The organism is Streptomyces sp. NPDC049887 (genome assembly GCF_040656535.1).
GTDB lineage: Bacteria > Actinomycetota > Actinomycetes > Streptomycetales > Streptomycetaceae > Streptomyces.
Genome location: NZ_JBFAMM010000036.1, coordinates 20,726 through 42,391 on the forward strand (window position 1 = coordinate 20,726; position 21,666 = coordinate 42,391).

Consider the following 21,666-nt stretch of genomic DNA (forward strand, 5'->3'; position numbering starts at 1 on the left):
TCACCGCTCTCCGGACGGACGTTCCTTGACGCGCCGTCTCATCGTCTTCCATCTCGTCCCGGGCCGCACGGCCAGGGCCGCCTTCGCCGCGGGGTCCTCCCGCGCGAAGGCGATCAGCAGTCCGACCGCGAACATGGTCGGCAGCAGGGCGGAGCCCCCGTAGGAGAACAGCGGGAGGGGGACACCGGCGATCGGCAGCAGTCCGAGCACCGCACCGATGTTGACCACGGCCTGGGCCGTGATCCAGGTGGTCACGCCTCCCGCGGCGTACCTCACGAAGGGGTCCTCCGTGCGTCCGGCCACGCGGATACCCGCATAGCCTAGAGCCGCGAAGAGAGCGAGCACCGACAGTGTCCCCGCGAGGCCCAGTTCCTCCCCGGTGATGGCGAAGATGAAGTCGGTGTGCGCTTCGGGGAGTTGACCCCACTTTTCCACACTTGCACCGATCCCGGAACCGAACCATCCGCCCGAGGCCAGGGCATAGATCCCGTGCACGGCCTGCCAGCAGCTGTCGGCCGGCCCGGGGTCGGTGGCACCGACGCACTGGAAACGGGACATCCGATGGGGGTTGGTCCTGATCAGGACCGCGCCGATCACCGCGGCGACGGACAGCACTCCCACGAACAGCCTGGTCGGGGCGCCGGCCAGCCAGAGCAGCCCGAAGAGGATGGCGGTCAGGATGATGGCGGTGCCCATGTCGCCGCCCAGCATGATCAGCCCCAGCAGCGTGAAGGCCACCGGTACCAGCGGGACGAGCAGGTGCTTCCACTGGGTGAGCAGCCGTCTGTCCTGCTTGCGGGCGAGCAGGTCGGCGCCCCAGAGGATCAGGGCGAGCTTGCCGAACTCGCTGGGCTGGAGCTGGAAGGGCCCGCCGAGCGAGATCCAGTTCTGGTTGCCGTTGACCGACTGCCCTATCCCGGGAACCTGCACCAGGACCATCAGACAGGCGCTGACGACGAGGATCGGGTAGGCGAGGCCCCGGTGGAGCCGGAGGGGCATCCGGGAGGCGATCAGGAGCAGTCCGGCGCCGATCACGGCGGCGAGGAACTGCTTGCGGAAGAAGTACGAGGAGGGCAGCGAGTACTTCAGCGCCGTGATCATCGAGGCGGAGTAGACCATCACCAGGCCGAGCACGGTGATCAGCAGACCGGCGCCGAGGATCACGTAGTAGGCGGTCAGCGGCCGGTCCCAGGCCCGGCGGGCCTGCTCGTAGAGCCGGCGCAGTCCGCCGCCGCGGGGAGGGCGGGGCCGACCGCCGCTGCCGGCGCCCCAGCCGTACGCCGGGCGCGGGGCGGAGCCGGCGGTCCTGCCGCGCAGGGCGACTCCGGGCAGTCCGGCGAGGGCGGGCGCGGGGAGTCCGGCGAGGGCGGGCACGGGCACCCGGCCCCGTCCGAGCGAGCGCACCCGCTCGGCGAGCGGCCGGCGCCGGGCGACCGGCGCACCGGAAGGCTCCGCGGCCCCGCTGTCGCGCGCGGCGCGACGGGCAGTGGAGGCCGACGCGCCCGTGCCGACCGCCGGGCCGGGGGGCGCGGCGGAACCGCGGCCGGTGGATGCCGTAGCGCCGCGACCGGCGGGCCGCGGCGAGTCCGCCGCGCCGGGGCGGCCGGGGTCGGGCGTCGTGGTCGCGTCGGGTGGCATGTCGCTGTCCCCTCCTGGTCGTGGCCCACGCCGCCGGGTCGTGGCGGCGGGGCCAGGGCCGGTCAGGCGCGCTCGGCGGCGAGGGTCCGGACCGCGTCCGCGAACGCCTCGCCTCGCTTGTTGTAGTTGGCGAACATGTCCATCGAGGCGCAGGCGGGGGCCAGCAGGACCGTGTCCCCGGGCCGCGCGAGACGTGCCGCTTCGCGGACCGCCGCCGACATCGCCCCAGTGTCGGTCCGGTCGAGGTCGACCACCGGGACCTCGGGCGCGTGTCGCGCCAGGGCTTCGGCGATCAGCGCCCGGTCCGCGCCCATCAGCACCGCGCCGCGCAGCCGTTCCGCGGACTTCCGGACGAGTTCGTCGAAGGTCGCGCCCTTGGCGAGGCCGCCCGCGATCCAGACGATCGGGTCGTACGCCGCCAAGGAGGCTTCGGTGGCGTGGGTGTTGGTGGCCTTGGAGTCGTCGACGTAGGCGACCCCGTCGACCTCGGCCACGTACTCGATGCGGTGCGCGTCGGGCCGGAAGGCCCGCAGCCCCTCTCGCACCGCCGCGGGCTCGACGCCGAACGCGCGGGCCAGCGCCGCCGCGGCGAGGGCGTTGGCGATGTTGTGGGGGGCCGGCGGGTCGACGTCGGAGACCTGCGCCAGCTCCTGTGCCTGCTTCTGCCGGTTCCCGACGAAGGCGCGGTCGACGAGGATGCCGTCCACGACTCCGAGTTGGGAGGGGCCGGGCGTGCCCAGGGTGAAGCCGATGGCGCGGCAGCCCTCGACGACGTCCGCCTCCCGCACCAGGTCCTCGGTGGCGGGGTCGGCGGCGTTGTAGACGCAGGCGACCGTGTTGCCTTCGTAGACACGGCCCTTGTCGGCTGCGTAGGCCGCCATGGAGCCGTGCCAGTCGAGGTGGTCCGGCGCCAGGTTGAGGACGGCGGCGGAGTGGGCGCGCAGCGAGGGGGCCCAGTGGAGCTGGTAGCTGGAGAGCTCGACTGCGAGCACGTCGTACTTCTCGTCGCCGAGCACCGCGTCCAGCAGGGAGACCCCGATGTTGCCGACGGCCGCGGTCCTCAGGCCGGCTGCCTCCAGGATCGCGGCGAGCATCCGCACGGTCGTCGTCTTGCCGTTGGTGCCGGTCACCACGAGCCAGGGGGCGGCTTCCCTGCCGTCCAGGCCGCGCAGCCGCCAGGCGAGCTCGACATCGCCCCAGACCTCCACGCCCGCCTCCGCGGCTGCCGTGAACAGGGGCTTGTCGGGCTTCCAACCGGGCGCGGTGACGACCAGCTCGGTGCCCTCCGGCAGGGTGGCGCCGTCGCCGAGGCGGACGGTGACCCCCTCCGCCTCCAGCTCCGCCGCCTGGGCCCGGGCGCGCTCGTCGTCGCCGTCGTTGACGACCGTGACGACCGCGCCGAGGCCGTGCAGGACGCGTGCGGCCGGAATGCCGCTCACGCCCAGCCCCGCGACGGTGACGCGCTTGCCCTGCCAGTCCTGCGTGCTCACTTGTCGGCCGCCCAGCCCGCGTAGAAGATGCCCAGTCCCACGATGACGCACATGCCCTGAATGATCCAGAAACGGACCACCACCAGGACTTCGGACCACCCCTTGAGCTCGAAGTGGTGCTGCAGCGGGGCCATCCGGAAGACACGCTTCCCGGTGAGCCGGAAGGAACCGACCTGGATGATCACGGACAGGGTGATCAGGACGAAGAGGCCGCCGAGGAGCGCCAGGAGCAGCTCGGTGCGGGAGCAGATCGCCAGTCCGGCGAGGGCGCCGCCGAGTGCCAGGGAGCCGGTGTCACCCATGAAGATCTTCGCCGGCGAGGTGTTCCACCACAGGAAGCCGAAGCAGGCTCCCATCAGCGCCGCGGCCACGACGGCGAGGTCGAGTGGATCACGGACCTCGAAGCAGGCGGCGGGGTTGGTCAGGGTCGTCGCGTTGGCGCAGGACTCCTGGAACTGCCACAGGCCGATGAAGGTGTACGCGCCGAAGACCATCACGGAGGCGCCGGTGGCCAGGCCGTCCAGGCCGTCGGTGAGGTTCACCCCGTTCGACATCGCGAGGATCATGAACAGCGCCCAGACCACGAACAGCACCGGACCGATCGTCCAGCCGAAGTCGGTGACGAACGACAGCTTGGTGGAGGCGGGCGTGTTGCCGCGGTTGTCCGGGAACTGCAGCGCCAGCACCGCGAAGGCGATGCCGACGATCAGCTGGCCGGCCATCTTCGCCTTGGCCCGCAGGCCCAGGGAACGCTGCTTGACGATCTTGATGTAGTCGTCGAGGAAGCCGACCAGTCCCATGCCCGCCATCAGGAACAGCACCAGCAGACCCGGGATGGTCGGGTCCTCTCCGGTGATCACCTTGGTGAGGGCGTATGCGATCAGCGTGGCCAGGATGAAGGCGATGCCGCCCATGGTGGGCGTGCCCTTCTTGCTGCCGTGGCTGCGGGGGCCGTCGTCGCGGATGAACTGGCCGTAGCCCTTGCGGGCCAGCAGTTTGATCAGCAGCGGGGTACCGATGAGCGTCAGGAAGAGCCCGATGGCTCCCGCGAAGAGGATCTGCCTCATCGGCCGGCGACCTGCCCCTCGGCCGAACCGGTGTCGGCGAGCAGCGCCTCGGCGATCCGCTCGAGCCCGGCCGACCTTGAAGCCTTCACCAGCACGACGTCTCCCGGGCGCAGCTCTCTGCGCAACAGGTCGACCGCCGCCTGCGCGTCGGACACGTGCACCGACTCCTCACCCCACGAACCCTCGTTATATGCGCCCAGCTGCAGCCAGGACGCTTCCCTGCCCCCGACCGCGACGAGCTTGCTGACGTTGAGCCGGACGGCGAGCCGTCCGACCGCGTCGTGCTCCGTCAGCGCCTCGCCGCCGAGCTCGGCCATCGGACCGAGCACCGCCCACGTGCGCCCCCCGGCGGCCTGGGCGGCCGCGCCCATGGCGGCGAGCGCACGCAGCGCGGCTCGCATGGACTCGGGGTTCGCGTTGTAGGCGTCGTTGACGACCGTCACGCCGTCCGGACGCTCGGTGACCTCCATACGCCAGCGGGAGAGGGTGCCCGCCCCCGAGAGCGCGGTGGCGATCTCGTCGACGGACATGCCCAGCTCATGGGCGACGGCGGCCGCGGCGAGCGCGTTCGACACGTGGTGCTCACCGTACAGCCGCAAGGTCACGTCGCTGCACCCGGAGGGTGTGCGAAGGACGAATGCGGGCTGTCCGCCCGGCATGAGGCGGACGTTGTCGGCGCGTACGTCCGCTTCGTCCGACTCCCCGAACAGCACCACGCGCGCCTCGGTACGGGCGGACATGGCGCGTACCAGGGGATCGTCGGCGTTGAGGACGGCGACCCCGCCCTCGGCCGCGGGGGGCAGCGTCTCGACGAGCTCGCCCTTGGCCTCGGCGATCTGCTCGCGGCCGCCGAACTCCCCGATGTGGGCGCTGCCCACGTTCAGCACGACGCCGATGCGGGGCGGGGTGAGTTCGGTGAGGTAGCGGATGTGGCCGATGCCGCGGGCGCCCATCTCCAGGACCAGGAACCGGGTTTCGTCGGTGGCGCTGAGCGCGGTCAGCGGCAGCCCGATCTCGTTGTTGAGGGAGCCGGGGGTCCAGACGGTCGGCGCCATGCGGCGCAGCACCTGGGCGATCAGGTCCTTGGTGCTCGTCTTGCCGGCGGAGCCGGTGAGCGCCACGAGGGTGGCGCCGAGGCGTTCCACGACGGCGCGGGCCAGTGCGCCGAGGGCCCTCTGGACGTCGTCCACGACGATCGCGGGGACACCGACGGGACGCGAGGCCAGTACGGCGACCGCGCCCGCGGCGACCACGTCCGCGGCGTAGTCGTGACCGTCGACGCGGGAGCCGGCGAAGGCGACGAACAAGCTGCCGGGCACGGCCTCGCGGGAGTCCCGGACGACGGGCCCGGTGACGCGCACGGACGGATCCGGTATGTCGCACGGCCGCCCGTCGACGATCCGGGCGATCTCGGCGAGGGAGAGGGCGATCACGGTTCATCCCTCACTGTTCTTGTGGCTGTGCTCGATCGCCTCGCGGAGCACCTGGCGGTCGTCGAAGGGGCGGACCACCCCGGCGATGTCCTGGCCCTGCTCGTGTCCCTTGCCGGCGATCAGCACGGTGTCGCCGGGCGCGGCGCGGGCGACGGCCGCGGCGATGGCGGCGGCCCGGTCCGCTTCCACGAGGACGTCGCCGCGCTCGTGCGCGGGCACCTCGGCGGCGCCCGCGAGCATCGCGGCGAGGATCGCGAGGGGGTCCTCGGAGCGGGGGTTGTCCGAGGTGAGGACGGCGGTGTCCGCGTAGCGGGCCGCGGCGGCACCCATCGGGCCGCGCTTGGTCCGGTCGCGGTCGCCGCCGCAGCCGAGCACGATGTGCAGCCTGCCCTCGGTGACCTTGCGCAGGGAGCGCAGGACCGATTCGACCGCGTCGGTCTTGTGCGCGTAGTCGACCACCGCGAGATACGGCTGGCCGGCGTCCACGCGCTCCAGCCGGCCCGGAACGCCGGGTACGGCGGCGACGCCGTCGGCCGCGGTCTGCGGGTCGATACCGGCGACGGCGAGGGTGACGATCGCGGCGAGCGTGTTGGCGACGTTGAAGGGCCCCGGCAGCGGTGCCTGGGCGCGCACCCGCTCGCCCCGCGGGCCGACGACGGTGAATGTGGAACCCAGCGGGCCCACTTCGACGTCGTCGGCGCGCCAGTCGGCGTCGGGGTGGCCCTCGGCGGAGAAGGTGACGACGGGGATCGAGGACTCCGTCACCAGCCGCCGGCCGTACTCGTCGTCGAGGTTGACGACGCCCCGCCGGGCGCGGGCCGGGGTGAACAACTGGGCCTTGGCCTGGAAGTAGTCCTCCATGCCGGAGTGGAACTCCATGTGCTCCGGCGAGAGGTTGTTGAAGACGGCGACGTCGAAGACGCAGCCGTCGACCCGGCCGAGCACCAGGGCGTGGCTGGAGACCTCCATGGCGACCGACTCGACGCCGCGCTCCCGCATCACGGCGAACAGGGCCTGCAGATCGGTGGCTTCGGGGGTGGTGCGCTCCGATTTGATGCGTTCCTCGTCGATGCGCATCTCGACCGTGCCGATCAGGCCGGTGCTGCGGCCGGCGCCGCGCAGACCGCCCTCGACGAGGTACGCCGTGGTGGTCTTCCCGGAGGTGCCGGTGATGCCGATCTGCAGCAGGGCCTCACCGGGGCGCCCGTAGATCTCGGCGGCGAGCTCGCCCATTCTGCCGCGCGGGTTCTCGGCGACCAGGACGGGCAGTCCGGTCGCGGCCGCGCGGTCGGCGCCCGTCGGGTCGGTGAGGATCGCGGCCGCGCCGAGATCCCTGGCCTGGGCGACGTAGTCGGCGCCGTGCAGCCGGGCACCGGGCAGAGCGGCGTACACGTCCCCGGGGCGCACCGCTCGGGAGTCGTGCGTGATGCCGGTGACCGCGCCGGAGCCCGGGGGCTCTACCCCCAGCCGGGCGGCCAGCTCTGCGAGGTCGATCGGGCGGACCTCGGCCGGACGGGGAGGGGCGGTTCGGTACTGATCAGCTTGTGGCACGGCGGTGAGCGTACCGGCAGTACCGGGACCGGCGCTAAATGAGGGGCCCCGCCGGGGGCCGCGGCCGCCCGGGGGGCGGCTCGCGGCGGGCGGGACCGAGGCGGACCCCGGGTGGCGGTTCCCCGGGTCCGGCGTGATGGTTCTCACTGGCTGTTCCTCCCGGGTCACGCGCCGGGGTCGAAAGCGACCGGCAGCCGCGCGGGAGCCGCGCCGGTCGGGGCGACCTGCTGGGTCTTGAGCGCGAACTCCATGACCTTCTTGTAGATGGGTCCGCAGATCTGGCCGCCGAAGTAGCTGCCGCGGGTCGGGTTCTGGATGGCGCAGTAGACGGTGATCTGAGGCTTGTCGGCGGGCGCGAAGCCCGCGAAGGAGGCGGTGTAGCCCCGGTAGCGGCCGAGTTCGGGGTCGACCCGGTTCGCGGTGCCGGTCTTGCCGGCGACCCGGTAGCCGGCGATCCGGGCCTTGGTCCCGGTGCCCTCCTCGTCGCCCACGACCGACTCGAGCATGGCCGCGAGGGTCTTCGCGGTCTTCTCGCTGACCACGCGGGTCCTCTCCGGCTCCTGCGCCGGGTTGAAGCGTCCGTCGGGACCGCGGGTGCCGCGCACCAGCGTGGGCTCGATGCGTACGCCGCCGTTGGCGATGGTCGAGTAGACGGAGGCGGCCTGCATGGCGTTGATCGACAGGCCCTGGCCGAACGGGATCGTGTACTGCTGGGAGGTCGACCAGTCCTGCGGCTTGGCGAGGATGCCGGGGGTCTCCCCCGGGTAGCCGAGGCCGGTGGGGCTGCCGATGCCGAACTTCCGGAGGTAGGAGTAGAGGACGCGGTTGGCCTGGCTCTGGGTCTTCCCGAGCTGTCCGGTCGCCAGGATCGTCCCGATGTTGCTGGACTTGGCGAGGACCCCGTTGAGCGTCAGGTACCACGTGGGGTGGTCGATGTCGTCCTTGAAGAGCCGGTCGCCGCGGTGGAGTCGGTTGGGGACGGTGACGTGGGTGCCCGGGGTGGCGGCCCGCTCCTCCAGCACGGCGGCCATGGACATGACCTTGCTGGTGGAGCCGGGCTCGTAGACGTCCTGGAGGGCCGCGTTGCCCATGGCGGCGGCGTCGGCCCGGGAGATGTCGTTGGGGTTGAAGCCGGGCGCGTTGGCCATCGCCAGGACCTCGCCGGTCCTGGTGTTCTGGACCACCACGTACCCGCGGTCCGCCTTGGACTTCGTCACCTGCTCGCTGATCGCGCGCTGGGCGGCCCACTGGATGTCGCGGTCGATCGTCAGCTCGATGTCCGAGCCGGGGACGGCGGGCTTCTCCCGGGTGCCGGCGGTGGGCACCCGGCGGCCGCCCGACTGCGCGTAGGTGATGCTGCCGTCCTTGCCCGCCAGCTCCTTGTCGAGCATGGACTCCAGGCCGCCCGCGCCGCGGCCGTCGGCGTTGACCCAGCCCAGTATCCCGGCCGCGAGATCGCCGTTGGGGTAGACGCGTCGGCTGCTGGTCTCCTGGAAGACCCCGGCGAGGACGTTGGCGCCGGGCCCGCCCCTGACCTTGTCGGCGGCGGCCCTCTCGGCGAAGGCGGCCTTGAGGTCCTTGATCTGCTTCCAGACCTGCGGGGTCTGGCGGCGGGCGAGGACGGTGTAGCGGGACTTGGGGGCCTTGAGCTTGTTGGCGAGTTCCGCGGCGTCGGCGCCCAGGATCGGCGCCAGCAGCGCCGCGGCCTGCTCCGGCGCGTCCGGGGCCTTGCTCTCCTCGGGCGTGAACATCTTCGGGTCGGCGGTGATGTCGTGCGCGTCCACGGTGGTGGCGAGGGCGATCCCGGCGCGGTCCGTGATCCGGCCGCGCTCGGCCGCCAGCTTGTGGCTCGTGTAGCGGTTCTTCTCGGCCATCGCGGCGTACGTGCCGGCGTCGACGGCCTGCACCTGCAGCAGCCGGATCACGAACGCCAGCATGACGAGCGTGAGTGCGAGGCTGACGAGCCTCAGCCGGGGGCGGGGGTTGCCGAGCCTGATCCGGCCGGGCGCCGCAGGCCGCCGGGGCGGCACGGTCCGGCGGGGGCGGGGCGCGTTCCTGACGCGGCCGGCCGGTCCGCCGCGGCGCGCGGGGCCCGGCACACGGCGCCGCGGTGGTTCCTTGGATGGCACTGCGTCACCTGCCGGGGGTCGTGGGGGACGGCTTCGGCGCGCCGGACCCGGCGGGCCGCGCCGGCGCGGGCGGCGCCGCGGGCACCGCGGGTGCGCCGGCGACCGACGGCTTCGGCGAGGCGGCAGCCGGCGTGGGTGCGCCGGACGCGGGCGGCGGCTGCACGGCCACGGGAGGCCCGACCGGCTGCCGCGGCGGTTCCGTCCGCCGGACGGCCGACGGGTCGGCCGTCGCCCGCTTCGGGACGCCGCGGACCGTGCCGTCGGGATCGAGGAAGGCGGGGTTGCCGCCGGGGACCATGCCCAGCTCGCGGGCCCGTCGCTCCAGGGCGTCCGGGGCGGAGCGCTCGTCCACGTCCCGCTGCAGCGCCTGTTCCTGGTCGGTGAGTTCGGTGGTCTTCTTCCTGAGCTCGCTCAGTCTGAACGAGCCCTCGTTGAGGGAGGTGTTGAGCAGCAGCAGGGTGATCAGTCCACCGCCGAGCAGGACGACGACCAGCAGGACGAAGGGGGTACGGGCCGCGGTGCTCGGCCCGGACGGCATGAGCCGCACGAGCCGTGCGGCACGCCCCTTGAGCTGTCCGGCGGCCTTCCTCACCCCGAGCCCTCCCTCACCGCGGCTGTCGTCACCGGTCGCGCTCCCTCGGCGCGTCCGCCGTCACCGCACGTCCTCGCGGATGCGCTCGGCGCCGCGCAGCCGTGCGGGCGCGGCCCGCCGGTTCTCCGCCACCTCTTCCTCGGAAGGGAGTTCGGCGCCGCGGGTGAGGAGCTTGAGCCGCGGCTGGTAGCGCTCGGGGACGACGGGCAGTCCGGGCGGTGCGGTATTGGCGGCGCCCTCCGCGAGGACCTGCTTGACCAGCCGGTCCTCCAGCGAGTGGTACGAGAGGACCGCGATCCGGCCGCCGACGGCGAGCGCCTTCACCGCGGCCGGGACCGCCCGCTCCAGCACGGTCAGTTCGCCGTTGACCTCGATGCGCAGGGCCTGGAACGTGCGCTTCGCCGGGTTGCCGCCGGTGCGCTTGGCGGCCTGCGGGAGCGCGTCGCGGATCAGCTCGACGAGCCGGGCGCTGTTGGTGAACGGTTCCTTCTCCCGTTCCCGCACGATCGCGGCCACGATCCGCTTGGCCTGCTTCTCCTCGCCGTACGCGCGCAGGATGCGGACCAGCTCGCCGGCCGGGTAGGTGTTGAGGACCTCCGCGGCGCTGACGCCGGTCGTCTGGTCCATCCGCATGTCGAGCGGGGCGTCCTGCGCGTAGGCGAAGCCGCGGTCGGCCTCGTCGAGCTGCATCGAGGAGACGCCGAGGTCGAACAGGACGCCCTGGACGGCGGGGATGCCGAGCCGGGCGAGGACGTCGGGCAACTCGTCGTAGACGGCGTGCACGAGGGTGGCGCGGTCGCCGAACGGAGCGAGCCGCTCACCGGAGAGCCGCAGCGCCTCCTTGTCCCGGTCGAGCGCGACGAGCCGGACGGCGGGGAAGCGGGTCAGCAGCGCCTCGCTGTGTCCGCCGAGGCCGAGGGTGCAGTCGACGACCACGGGGGCCGGGCCTTCGGCCGGGCCGTCCCCGGCGGGACGCTCCAGGGCCGGCGCCAGCAGGTCCAGACACCGCTGGAGCATCACCGGGACGTGTCGCTGGCTCAATGCGCCCTCTCAGGTCCGGCACGGGCGGTGGCCGGGCCGTACGTTTGCCGCACCCGCGGGGAAATCGCGGAAATGTGCTGGATGTGTCCGTGAACTGCGCGTCACTTTAGTCCACTGGCCGTGCCGGTCAATCAACCGGCTGGCGCGTCGCAGCGGCGGCCCGCGAGGGGTGCGGGAGCGGAGCGGCTCACCCGAACGGACAGGGCCCGCTCCTGCCTGTGGGTTAGCTCACAACAAGCCGCGTTGACGTTCTTTGTCCCCTCTCACAGCGAGCTGCGCAGGCCGGTGACCATTACCGTCGGAGACATGTCGACTTCCGCGCACCTCCCCGCAGAGCCCGCCGTCGCGAGCGGCACGGTCACCGACCGGCTCGTCGAAGCCAACCAGCGCTACGCCTCGGACTTCACCGACCCCGGCATGGACGCCCGGCCGGTGCTCCGGGTCGCCGTGGTGGCCTGTATGGACGCCCGTCTCGACCTGCACGCCGCACTGGGCCTGCAGCTCGGCGACTGCCACACGATCCGCAACGCGGGCGGAGTGGTCACCGACGACGTGATCCGCTCCCTGACCATCAGCCAGCGCGCGCTGGGCACCCGCAGCGTCATCCTCATCCACCACACCGGCTGCGGCCTGGAGAACCTCACCGAGGACTTCCGGCACGAACTGGAGGACGAGGTCGGCCAGCGGCCCTCCTGGGCGGTCGAGGCGTTCCGCGACGTGGACCAGGACGTGCGCCAGTCGATGCAGCGGGTGCGCACCTCGCCGTTCCTGCTGCACACCGGCGACGTGCGCGGCTTCGTCTTCGACGTCACGTCGGGTCTGCTGCGGGAGATCGACCCCACCGGCTGAGTCCCGCTCCCGAAGGCGCCGCGCGAGCCCGCAGCGCGGCGCCTCGGTCCGTCCGCCCCCGTGACGGCGCGGGCCGGAGGCACCGTGCCGCGCCGCACGGGACGTCCGGACGGCGTCGCACCGGGTCGCCGCACCGGCGGGCGTGGGGTGGATCACAGCGCTGCGTGAGCAGCCAAACACGGCAACCCCAGACATATGGCGCCCACTTGTCCACAGGCGAGTGACATGACGCGGCAACGGCAACAAGAATGCGGGTGTGGCACCTTCGCGGAACCGACCGGAGAAGGTGTCCGTGTTTCGGGGTGGGCCGTGCCGCACGCAGTGCACCGGCCCATGGAACGGGCCGAGGAGGGCCGGGTGACGACCTATGACGATCGAGCGAGCCTCACGGATCTGACCACCACAGCGGAGCGCGTCCGCAGGTCGGTGGAGGGTGTGATCGAGGGCAAGCCTGAGGTCGTACGGCTCTCGCTGACAGTGCTGCTCGCCGAGGGACATCTCCTCATCGAGGACGTGCCGGGCGTGGGCAAGACGATGCTGGCGAAGGCACTGGCGCGGTCGATCGACTGCTCGGTCCGGCGTATCCAGTTCACGCCGGACCTGCTGCCGTCGGACATCACCGGCGTGTCGATCTACGACCAGCAGAGACGGGACTTCGAGTTCAAGCCCGGCGCGATCTTCGCGCAGATCGTGATCGGCGACGAGATCAACCGGGCGTCCCCGAAGACCCAGTCCGCGCTGCTGGAGTCCATGGAGGAACGGCAGGTCACCATCGACGGGCAGACGTACGAACTGCCCACCCCCTTCATGGTGGTGGCCACGCAGAACCCGGTGGAGATGGAGGGCACCTACCCGCTGCCCGAGGCCCAGCGGGACCGCTTCATGGCCAGGGTGTCGATGGGCTATCCGACAGCGGAGGCCGAGCTGCAGATGCTCGACGTGCACGGTGCGGTGTCCCCGCTCGAGGACCTCCAGCCGGCGGCGCACGCCCATGACATCGTGAAGCTGATCGACGCGGTGCGGACGGTCCATGTCGCCGACTCCGTCCGGAGGTACGCGGTGGAGCTGGTCTCAGGGACCCGCAACCACCCCGACCTCCGGCTGGGCGCCTCGCCGCGCGCCACCCTGCACCTGCTGCGTGCCGCCAAGGCCTCGGCGGCACTCAGCGGCCGGGACTACGCACTGCCCGACGACGTCCAGTCCCTCGCCGTGCCGGTGCTCGCCCACCGCCTGCTGCCGACGGCCCAGGCACAGCTGAACCGCCGCACCGCCGAGCAGGTCGTGCTGGAGATCCTCCAGCGCACGCCCGTGCCGACCTCCGGAAACGACACCGCGTACGGGACCGGTGCCCGCCAGGCGCCCGGCGGCCCGGCCTACGGCCGGCAGCGGCCCGGCCTACGGCGGATCTGATGACGGCCGGGAGCCCTGCCGGCGATGAGGACGAGGACAGGGGCGGTCTGCGGTCGGCTCTCGGCGGGCTGACCACACGCGGCCGCTCGTTCCTGGCGGCCGGGGTGGCCGCGGCGGTGTGTGCGGTGGTGCTCGGGCAGAGCGATCTGCTCCGGGTCGGGCTGCTGCTCGCGGTGCTGCCCCTGATCTGCGTGGCCGTGCTGTACCGCACCCGCCATCGGGTGGCGGGCAGCCGGAGGCTGTCCCCGTCCCGGGTGCCCGCCGGATCCGAGGCGCGGGTGCATCTGCGCCTGGACAACGTCTCCCGACTGCCGACGGGGCTGCTGATGCTCCAGGACCACGTGCCCTACGTACTGGGACCCCGGCCCCGGTTCGTGCTGGACCGGGTGGAGCCCGGAGGCCGGCGCGAGGTGTCCTACCGGGTCCGGTCCGACCTGCGCGGACGCTATCCGCTCGGTCCGCTGCAGCTGCGGCTGAACGACCCGTTCGGCATGTGCGAACTGACCCGTTCCTTCAGCTCCGCCGACACCCTCACCGTGATCCCCCGCACCGAGCCGCTGCCGCCGGTACGGCTCTCGGGGGATGCCACGGGATACGGCGACGGGCGGCAGCGCACCCTCGCCCTGGCCGGCGACGACGACGTGATCCCCCGTACCTACCGGCACGGGGACGACCTTCGCCGGGTGCACTGGCGTTCCACGGCCCGCTACGGCGAGCTGATGGTGCGGCGCGAGGAGCAGCCGCAGCGGGCCGGGTGCACCGTGCTGCTCGACACCCGGCGCTCGGCCTACCGGGGCGCCGGGCCCGACTCGGCCTTCGAGTGGGCGGTCTCGGGCGCGGCCTCCGCCCTGGTGCACATGCTGGAGCGGGGCTTCTCGGTCCGGCTGCTGACGGACACGGGCACCTCGGTGCCCGGTGACGGCGGGGACGGCCTCGTCGGCTCGCCGCAGGAGTCCGCCGAATCGGCCGGGATGATGCTGGACGCGCTCGCGGTCGTGGACCACTCGGACGGGCCGGGTCTCTCGCGCGCCTACGACGTGCTGCGCGGCAGCGGCGAGGGGCTGCTGGTCGCCTTCTTCGGCGACCTCGACGAGGAGCAGGCGGCGGTGGCTGCCCGGATGCGGCAGCGCTGCGGGAGCGCGGTCGCGTTCGTGACGGACAGCCGCCTGTGGACGGCGAGCGGAGCGGTGGACGACGCGGTGGACTCACGGCTGCGCGGGCTGCGCGAGGCCGGGTGGACCGTGGTCCCCGCCGGGCCTGGCGCGGCACTGCCCGAGCTGTGGCGGCAGGCGGCGCGCGAGCGCGCGGACTCCGCCCCGGCCGGTGCGACGGGTCTTTCGGGAGGATGGTCATGAGCGGCCGTGGAAGGCTCGCCCTCTGCGCCTACGGCGCCACGCTGCTGGCGGCGGCCGCGATGGTCCCGCTGGTCGATCCATGGACGTGGCTGCTGCAGGCCGCCTTCCTGTCCGCACTGGTCAGCGGGGCCGGGGCGGCGGCGCGGCGGGTGCCGCTGGCGCGGCCGCTGACCGTGGCGGCCCAGGCCGCGCTGGCGCTGCTGATGCTGACCCTGGTCTTCGCCCGCGAGCACGCCGTGCTGGGGCTGGTCCCCGGGCCGGACGTGTTCGGCAGGTTCGGCGAGCTGCTGGCCGCCGGTGCGCAGGACGTCGGCCGGTACGCGATCCCGGCGCCGGCTACCGACGGCATCAAGCTGATGCTGATCGGCGGGGTGCTGCTGATCGGCCTTGCCGTGGACGCGCTGGCCGTGACCTACCGCAGCGCCGCCCCCGCGGGTCTGCCGCTGCTGGCCCTGTTCTCGGTGGCCGCCGGTCTGTCCGGGGGCGGGGCCGGCTGGTGGTGGTTCCTGCTGGCGGCCTCCGGCTATCTGATGCTTCTGCTGGCGGAGGGCCGGGACCGGCTGTCCCAGTGGGGCCGGGTCTTCGGCGGCGCCCCGCAGAACGGCGGAGCCGGGTTCGACCGCGGGGACGGGACCGCGCACGCGCCCGTGCGCACCGGCAGGCGGATCGGGGTGGCCGCGCTCGGTGTCGCCCTGGTCGCCCACTGGTCGCTCCCGGCCCTGGGCGGCGGGCTGATCGGCCAGGGCGGCGGCGGGGCGGGCACGGGCTCCGGCGGCGGCACGATCAACGCGGTGAACCCGGTGGTGACGCTGCAGGACAGCCTGAACCAGCCGGAGAGCCGGGAGTGGCTCAAGTACAAGACCAACGCGAAGTCCAACGGTGACATGTATCTGCGGATCATGGCGCTGGACCAGTTCGACGGCGGGGCTTGGAAGTTCTCGGTCCGCAAGGTCACCGACATCCCCGCCGAGCTCCCCCGACCGGAGGGCCTCGGCAGCGGTGTCGGCACGACGGAGATCAGGACGAACATCTCCGCCGCGGGTGCCTACAAGCAGGGCTGGCTGCCCATGCCGTATCCGGCGACCAAGGTGGCCGCGGACGGCAAGTGGCGCTTCGACCCGGCCCGGCGCACGATCGTCGGGGACCGGGGGCAGACGACCGGCGGCCTGCAGTACTCGGTCACCAGCCTCCAGGTGAAGCCCACCGCGCAGCAGCTCGCCGAGGCTCCGAAGGCCCCCGCCGCGCTGCTGGAGGAGTACACCGAGGTGCCGAACACGCTGCCGGGCGATGTGGGGTCCACGGCCCTGCGCGTGACGCGGGGCGCCGACAACGACTACGAGCGGGCGGTCAGGCTCCAGGACTGGTTCGCCTCGGACGGCGGCTTCACCTACGACACCCAGGTGGACTCGGGCGGCGGCGTCCAGGCGATCTCGCGCTTCCTGAAGAACAAGGAAGGGTTCTGCATCCACTTCTCGTTCTCCATGGCCGCCATGGCGCGGACCCTGGGGATACCGGCCCGGGTCGCCGTGGGCTTCACGCCCGGAACGCCCGCGGCGGACGGTGCGACGTCGGTCAGCAACCGGGACGCCCACGCCTGGCCCGAGCTGTACTTCGAGGGCGTGGGGTGGACCCGGTTCGAGCCGACGCCGACCCGGGGCAGCGCACCCGACTACACGCGTGCGGCCACCCCTTCCGGCGGGCCGAGCAGCCCGGCGGAGCCCGAGGTGGGGGCGTCCCAGGCGGTGCCGGTCGCCCCGTCGCGGTCGTCCGACTGCTCCCCGCAGGAGCGCCGGCTCGGTGAGTGCGGGGCCACGGCGCCGCAGGACGTCGCGGTCTCCGGGGACGAGGGCCCGTCGCTCGGCACGGTCCTGATGTGGACCGGTGCGATTACCGCGCTGTCGGTACTCCCGCTGCTGCCGATGCTGTGGCGGACGAGACTGCGCAGGGTAAGGCTCGGCTCCGAGGGGCGCACGGCCGAGGAGGCCGCGGCACGGACGCTTCTGGTCTGGCAGGAGATCGCCGACACCGCCTGGGACCACGGCATCCCACCCGACGAGTCGCTGTCGCCGAGGAAGGCGGCCGCGCGCATCGTCCGGCTCGGCCGGCTGGAGGGCCCGCCCGCGGACTCGGTCCACCGGGCGGCCCGTGCGGTGGAGCAGGTGCTGTACGCACCGGGGCCCGTCCCGGCCACGGGACTGGCCGAGGACGCCGGCCGGGTGCGGGAGGGCTTGGCCGAGCGGGCCGGCCGCGTCGCCGCTCTGCGGGCGCTGCTGCTGCCGCGCTCCACGACGCGCGTCGTGTGGGCCTGCTCGGAGCGCTGGAACGCCCTGGCGGAACGCGCCGCCACCACTCGGCGGCGGCTGCTGGACCGCGCGATGGCGCATCTGCGGAGGCCGCTGCGACAGCGGGGCTGACGAGTGTACGGCCGGGCCGGCGGGACGCGTTCCCGCCGGGCCCGGCGCTCGTCGTCACGGGGCGCGCCCGTGCGGACGCCGTGCCCGTCGGCGAAGGCGGTACCCGCGTGTGGCGGGGCGACGCCCGCGGGCGGGTGCCCTCACCGTGGCGCATCCGGAAGCGCGAGGATTCCGGGGCCGGCGGGAGGTGTCCGCAGCGAAGGACGCCCTGCGGAGAGACGGGTGAGGGGTGACCGCCCTGCGGTCACCCCTCACCCGTGTCGGAGTGCGTGGACGTGGCCGGGGCTCAGTGACCCTGCTCGTCGCGGCGGCGCTGCCACCGCTGCTCGATCCGGTCCATCATCGACCGGCGCTGCCTGGGCTGTCGGCGCGTGGCCTCGGCCCCGGGGCCGCTTTGCTCACCCGGCTTCGGCGCCTTGCGCCAGCCGGTGACCGCCAGGACCGCACAGCCGAGCATGACGAGAAAACCCACCACGCTGATCCAGATCTGCTGGGCGACCATTCCGGCCATGAGGAGCGCGATACCCACCAGGAAGCCGGCGACCGCTTGGTAGACCCGTCGTCGGGTGTACGTACGCAGCCCGCTTCCCTCAAGCGCTGTCGCGAACTTGGGATCTTCGGCGTACAGCGCTCGCTCCATCTGCTCGAGCATTCGCTGCTCGTGCTCCGAGAGCGGCACGGAGTCCTCCTAGTCGTCGGTCGCGGGGGGCGACCGGTATGCGGCCCTTTCAGGATAGGCAGGGAATCGCCCCCGGGAAACCCGCCGAGTGCCCGATTGCCCTGAGGGGCCTGCCATGCCGGATCGACTGCTGAGGCGTTGATTCCCCAACCGCCTGTCCGTCATGCCGGATCGTGTCCCCCGATCATACGGGGCGCGCGCCTCGATCGGGTGGCCTGTGGCGTACTCCATCTGCAGCTGCGCGGCTGATCAGCGGCGGGGCCGCCGTGCCGGGAAGCCGGTGGTCAGCCGCGCTTCTCGCCGAGGACGTGGAGCTGGGTGGCGACGGCGTGGAACGCGGGCGACTCGGCAGCGGCCTCCTCCAGCTTCAGCAGGGCCTCCAGCGCCCCGGGCTCGGTGTCCACGAGCACCCCGGGGACCAGGTCGGCGAAGACGCGGACGCCGTGGACGGACCCGATCGCCAGGCCCGAGTCGCCGACGAGTCGCGTGAGCTGCTCGGCCGTGAAACGGCGCGGCGTCGGGTCGCCCTCGCCCCAGCGCCCCGCCGGGTCGCCGAGCGCCCGCCGGGCCTCGGTGAAGTGTCCGGCCAGGGCCCGGGCGAGCACGGCACCGCCGAGCCCGGCGGCGAGCAGGCTGAGGGCGCCTCCGGGGCGCAGCGCCTCCACTGCGTTCCGTACGCCCTCGGCCGGGTCCTCGACGTACTCGAGCACGCCGTGGAACAGCACGGCGTCGAAGCCGCCGCGCTCCACGACGTCGAACAGTCCGTGGACATCGCCCTGGACCCCGCGCACCCGGTCGGCCACCCCGGCCTCGGCCGCCCGGCGCTCCAGCGCGAACAGCGCGTTGGGGCTGGGGTCGACCACGGTGACGTGGTGTCCGAGGCGGGCCGCGGGCACGGCGAAGTTGCCGGAGCCGCCGCCGGTGTCGAGGACGTCCAGGGCGTCACGGCCGGTCGCCTTGACCCGGCGGTCCAGGGCGTCCCTGAGGACCTCCCAGACCACGGCCGTGCGAAGGGAGGCGCGGGACGGGGTCTCCCCACGGCGAGGCCGAACGGGGGGCGTCTGGTCCGACACGGCAGTTGACTCCTCGGCGCGGGTGCCGCCCCTGCTGACGGGGCGTGAACGGTGCAGGCTGGCTCCACCCTATTGCCTCGGCCGGGCGCCCCGGTCATCCCGCGGACTCCCCGGACGGCGGGCAGGACCTGGTCGTCCCGACCGCCGCCCCGCGGCTCCGGGTCCTCTCACCCCGCGGCGTCCTCCGGGCACACCACCGGGGCACCCGGAGGGTGCCGCTCGGGGCCGGACTGCGGCAGCACCGGCCGGAGCACCAGCATCCGCTCCACCAGCCGCAGGAACACGGCGACGTCGCGGAGCAGGTCGTCGGCGTCGCGGCTGCCTGCGGCGCCCCTGATGCCCGCCTCGGCCCGGGCCCGGCGCTCGGCGCCGGAGGCGAAGAGCGCGCTCCACTCGGTGAGCTCCGGGGCGATCTCCGGCAGGACCTCCCAGGCGGAACGTATGCGTGTGCGCCGGCGCGGGCCGGTCTCCGGCCGCCCGCGGGCGGCGAGGACGGCCGCCGCGGTGCGCAGCGCGGCGAGATGGGCGGTGGCGTACCGCTCGTTGGGCGTCTGCAGGCGCGCGGCCTCCGCCAGGCCCGCCCGCGCCTGGGCGAGCAGGTCGAGTGCGGCGGGGGGTGCGGACGAGCGCCGCGGCACCGGGTGGACGTCGCTCGCGGGACCGGTCGGTGAGGGGGCAGGGCCGCCTGTGCGGAGCCGGCGTGCGGCAGCGGCGTACGAGCTGGCCATGACGAGCCTCCTGTCGTCGGGTGACGGCACTCCGGCCGTCCGTGAACCATGGTGGGGGGCACCACTGACAATTCGCCCTGACCTGGGCCTGTCCCGGGCGAAGGGGGTGTCCTGCCCGCGTCGGGCAGCGGCTGCGGCGTCGCTCAGGACCCCGGTGCCCGCCCCTCGGGACCGTCGCCGGCGAGCAGAACCCCGTGACGCACCGCAGGCTGACCGGGCCGCGGCCCCGCCCTGCTCCCGGACGGCCGACTCGCCGCCACGGCACCGGCGAAGGAGACTGCTGTCGTGCGCAATGAGGAGGTCCGGCGTTACGCCTCGTCGGCGCTGCGGATCCTCGCTGTGGCCGCCGTCTACTACGGCTCCGCCAGGCTCGGGCTGCTCCAGCAGTTGGTGCGCGGCCAGGTCACCCCGCTGTGGCCGCCGACGGGCGTGGCGCTGGCCGGGCTGCTGTTCTTCGGGCCGCGGGTCTGGCCCGGCATCGCGCTCGGGGCCTTCCTGGTCAACGTCTCCATCGGCCCGACCGCCTTCGCGGTGACTGCCATCGTCGCCGGGAACACCGCCGCGCCGCTCTGCGCGTACCTGATGCTGCGCCGCGCCGGGTTCCGGCAGGAACTGGACCGGCTCCGGGACGTGCTGGCACTCGTCTTCCTCGGGGCGCTGGGCGGGATGCTGGTGAGCGCGACCGTCGGCACGGCGGCCCTCGTCCGGGCCGGGGCGCTGGAGCCGGGGGGCTTCTGGCCCGCGTGGTCGGTCTGGTGGACGGGCGACGCGATGGGCGTACTGGTGGTCACTCCGTTCCTGCTCGTACTGCGCCGGGCGCGGTGGCCGCTCCCCGCCGGACCGGCCCGCTGGGCGGAGGCTACGGCGCTCGGGCTCTGCACGCTCGGACTGACGCTGTTGGCGACCTCGACGCGGAACTCGTCGCTGCTGTTCCTGGTCTTCCCCTGCCTGATCTGGGCGGCGTTCCGGTTCCAGCTGGCGGGGGCCGCACCGTGCGCGCTGCTGGTGTCGACGCTCGCGATCACGGCCGCGGCCGGGCAGTCGGGCCCCTTCGCCGGGCGCGACCTGTTCGCGAACATGGTCACGCTGCAGGCCTTCAACGGGGTCACGGCACTGACGGCGCTGCTGATGGCGGCCGTGATCACCGAGCGGAACCAGACCCACGAGGAGATCAGGCGCGTCTGCGACCGGCTCGCGGAGATGGTGGCGGGAATCGAACCGCGCGACCGCTGACCCCCTCCTGTTTTGCTTCGTCCCCGGGTACGGAGTAAGTTTTGCACTGACCAGTCAGTTCAAAAGGGGGAGGCCGCGTGGACAGCCCACACGGGGCAGCCGTACGAGCCGAGGGCTTCGGCCTCAAGGGGCCGCGCGGCTGGGCGTTCCGGGAGGTGGACGTCGAGGCCGGCCCGGGTTCGCTCATCGCGATCGAGGGCCCGTCCGGCTCGGGCCGCACCTGCCTGCTGCTCGCGCTCACCGGACGCATGAAGGCGGCGGAGGGGCACGCGGAGGTGGGCGGGCTGCGGCTGCCGCGCAGGATGGCGGCCGTCCGGCGGATCAGCGCGCTGGGGCCGGTCCCCGGGGTGAGCGACCTCGACCCGGCGCTCACCGTAGCCGAGCACCTGCGGGAGCGGGCGCTGCTGCAGCGGCGGTTCGACGGTTCGCTCCGGACGCTGCTGCGGCCACCGGGGGAACGGGCCGCGGCGGCCCGAACGCGGACCGAAGAGGCGCTGGGCCGCGTCGGGCTCGACGTGGACGCCCTGCCGAAGGCGGGGCGCACGGCGGTACGGGATCTCGAACGGCTGGAGACCCTCCGCCTCTCCGTGGCCCTCGCCCTGATCGGCCGTCCGCGGCTGCTGGCCGTCGACGACGCCGACCTCAAGCTCTCCCAGGAGGACCGGGCGGAGGCGTGGGACCTCCTGCGCGGCATCACCGCCGGGGGCACGACCGTGCTCACGGTCTGCAGTGAGGCGCCCCAGGACGCGGTCGTGGTCCGTACGGGCGCGGGGGCGCCGCGCCCGACCCCCGAGGGGGTGCCGGGCGGCGGCGCGGCGGACGGCACACCCGGCACAGTCCACGCGACCGACACGACCGACACGACCGACACGCAGAGCGGGAACGGCACCGGGAACGGGGACGGCGCCGAGCAGGGGGAGGCTGCCGGCGGGTTGCCGAGACCCCCGGCGGCCGGGAACGGCGACCCGTCGAAGGCCGCCGCCG

16 protein-coding genes and 1 pseudogene are annotated in these 21,666 nt (G+C 73.5%); 6 read left to right on the forward strand and 11 right to left on the reverse strand.

Features of this window, described 5'->3' with window-relative positions:
• From ftsW to rsmH, 8 genes are all read right to left on the reverse strand, one after another.
• Positions 1 to 1,638: a putative lipid II flippase FtsW gene (gene ftsW / locus AB0J10_RS30470; protein WP_363066110.1), complete on the reverse strand. Its 1,638-nt coding sequence runs from the start codon at positions 1,636 to 1,638 to the stop codon at positions 1 to 3.
• A gap of 62 nt (positions 1,639 to 1,700) precedes the next feature.
• The gene (gene murD, locus AB0J10_RS30475) at positions 1,701 to 3,128 is read right to left on the reverse strand and encodes a UDP-N-acetylmuramoyl-L-alanine--D-glutamate ligase (protein ID WP_363066112.1); all 1,428 of its coding nucleotides are present in this window, start codon (positions 3,126 to 3,128) and stop codon (positions 1,701 to 1,703) included.
• Positions 3,125 to 4,195, reverse strand: coding sequence for a phospho-N-acetylmuramoyl-pentapeptide-transferase (gene mraY, locus AB0J10_RS30480; protein WP_363066114.1), 1,071 nt, complete (start codon positions 4,193 to 4,195; stop codon positions 3,125 to 3,127). The genes murD and mraY overlap by 4 nt, the downstream gene beginning before the upstream one ends.
• A complete protein-coding gene (murF, locus tag AB0J10_RS30485; protein ID WP_363066116.1) occupies positions 4,192 to 5,628 on the reverse strand; it encodes a UDP-N-acetylmuramoyl-tripeptide--D-alanyl-D-alanine ligase in 1,437 nt (478 codons plus the stop codon). Before murF ends, mraY begins: the two co-directional genes overlap by 4 nt.
• Positions 5,629 to 5,631: 3 nt before the next feature.
• Positions 5,632 to 7,179 carry a UDP-N-acetylmuramoyl-L-alanyl-D-glutamate--2,6-diaminopimelate ligase gene (locus AB0J10_RS30490; RefSeq protein WP_363066118.1) on the reverse strand — a complete coding sequence of 516 codons (1,548 nt, stop codon included), beginning with the start codon at positions 7,177 to 7,179 and terminating at the stop codon, positions 5,632 to 5,634.
• Positions 7,180 to 7,343: 164 nt separating this feature from the next.
• Entirely contained in the window at positions 7,344 to 9,308 is a 1,965-nt protein-coding gene (locus AB0J10_RS30495; RefSeq protein ID WP_363066120.1) for a penicillin-binding protein 2, read from the reverse strand.
• 4 nt (positions 9,309 to 9,312) lie between these two features.
• Positions 9,313 to 9,846, reverse strand: a complete 534-nt coding sequence (locus AB0J10_RS30500; RefSeq protein ID WP_363066158.1) for a septum formation initiator family protein — start codon at positions 9,844 to 9,846, stop codon at positions 9,313 to 9,315.
• A 114-nt stretch (positions 9,847 to 9,960) separates the two neighbouring features.
• Positions 9,961 to 10,941 (reverse strand): 16S rRNA (cytosine(1402)-N(4))-methyltransferase RsmH, encoded by a 981-nt coding sequence (rsmH, locus tag AB0J10_RS30505; protein WP_363066122.1) that lies wholly within the window; start codon positions 10,939 to 10,941, stop codon positions 9,961 to 9,963.
• 306 nt (positions 10,942 to 11,247) lie between these two features.
• Between rsmH and AB0J10_RS30510 the strand changes: the two genes are divergently transcribed.
• From AB0J10_RS30510 to AB0J10_RS30525, 4 genes are all read left to right on the forward strand, one after another.
• Positions 11,248 to 11,790: a carbonic anhydrase gene (locus tag AB0J10_RS30510; protein ID WP_363066124.1), complete on the forward strand. Its 543-nt coding sequence runs from the start codon at positions 11,248 to 11,250 to the stop codon at positions 11,788 to 11,790.
• Positions 11,791 to 12,147: 357 nt separating this feature from the next.
• Positions 12,148 to 13,200 (forward strand): MoxR family ATPase, encoded by a 1,053-nt coding sequence (locus AB0J10_RS30515; RefSeq protein WP_363066126.1) that lies wholly within the window; start codon positions 12,148 to 12,150, stop codon positions 13,198 to 13,200.
• Complete coding sequence (locus AB0J10_RS30520; protein ID WP_363066128.1) at positions 13,200 to 14,555, forward strand: DUF58 domain-containing protein; 1,356 nt, start codon at positions 13,200 to 13,202, stop codon at positions 14,553 to 14,555. Before AB0J10_RS30515 ends, AB0J10_RS30520 begins: the two co-directional genes overlap by 1 nt.
• On the forward strand, positions 14,552 to 16,969 hold the full coding sequence (locus AB0J10_RS30525) for a DUF3488 and transglutaminase-like domain-containing protein (RefSeq protein WP_363066130.1): 2,418 nt from the start codon (positions 14,552 to 14,554) through the stop codon (positions 16,967 to 16,969). Before AB0J10_RS30520 ends, AB0J10_RS30525 begins: the two co-directional genes overlap by 4 nt.
• Before the next feature lie 286 nt (positions 16,970 to 17,255).
• Here AB0J10_RS30525 and AB0J10_RS30530 read toward each other — a convergent pair whose 3' ends face one another.
• From AB0J10_RS30530 to AB0J10_RS30540, 3 genes are all read right to left on the reverse strand, one after another.
• Positions 17,256 to 17,648: a DUF3040 domain-containing protein gene (locus tag AB0J10_RS30530; RefSeq protein ID WP_138055830.1), complete on the reverse strand. Its 393-nt coding sequence runs from the start codon at positions 17,646 to 17,648 to the stop codon at positions 17,256 to 17,258.
• Between the two features lie 284 nt (positions 17,649 to 17,932).
• Complete coding sequence (locus AB0J10_RS30535) at positions 17,933 to 18,721, reverse strand: methyltransferase (protein WP_363066132.1); 789 nt, start codon at positions 18,719 to 18,721, stop codon at positions 17,933 to 17,935.
• A 167-nt stretch (positions 18,722 to 18,888) separates the two neighbouring features.
• Complete coding sequence (locus tag AB0J10_RS30540) at positions 18,889 to 19,449, reverse strand: SAV_6107 family HEPN domain-containing protein (protein WP_363066134.1); 561 nt, start codon at positions 19,447 to 19,449, stop codon at positions 18,889 to 18,891.
• A gap of 285 nt (positions 19,450 to 19,734) precedes the next feature.
• On the opposite strand from AB0J10_RS30540, the gene AB0J10_RS30545 reads away from it, so the two are divergent.
• On the forward strand, positions 19,735 to 20,682 hold the full coding sequence (locus tag AB0J10_RS30545; RefSeq protein ID WP_363066136.1) for an MASE1 domain-containing protein: 948 nt from the start codon (positions 19,735 to 19,737) through the stop codon (positions 20,680 to 20,682).
• 77 nt (positions 20,683 to 20,759) lie between these two features.
• Positions 20,760 to 21,452: pseudogene (locus AB0J10_RS30550) on the forward strand (ATP-binding cassette domain-containing protein); the annotation flags it as partial.
• Positions 21,453 to 21,666 lie beyond the last annotated feature (214 nt).

Bases quoted from the DNA above. Each gene is read 5' to 3' on its own strand.
- ftsW (WP_363066110.1), bottom strand. From the start codon at position 1,638: ATGCCACCCGACGCGACCACGACGCCCGACCCCGGCCGCCCCGGCGCG.
- mraY (WP_363066114.1), bottom strand. From the start codon at position 4,195: ATGAGGCAGATCCTCTTCGCGGGAGCCATCGGGCTCTTCCTGACGCTC.
- AB0J10_RS30500 (WP_363066158.1), bottom strand. From the start codon at position 9,846: ATGCCGTCCGGGCCGAGCACCGCGGCCCGTACCCCCTTCGTCCTGCTG.
- AB0J10_RS30510 (WP_363066124.1), top strand. From the start codon at position 11,248: ATGTCGACTTCCGCGCACCTCCCCGCAGAGCCCGCCGTCGCGAGCGGC.
- AB0J10_RS30520 (WP_363066128.1), top strand. From the start codon at position 13,200: ATGACGGCCGGGAGCCCTGCCGGCGATGAGGACGAGGACAGGGGCGGT.
- AB0J10_RS30525 (WP_363066130.1), top strand. From the start codon at position 14,552: ATGAGCGGCCGTGGAAGGCTCGCCCTCTGCGCCTACGGCGCCACGCTG.
- AB0J10_RS30540 (WP_363066134.1), bottom strand. From the start codon at position 19,449: ATGGCCAGCTCGTACGCCGCTGCCGCACGCCGGCTCCGCACAGGCGGC.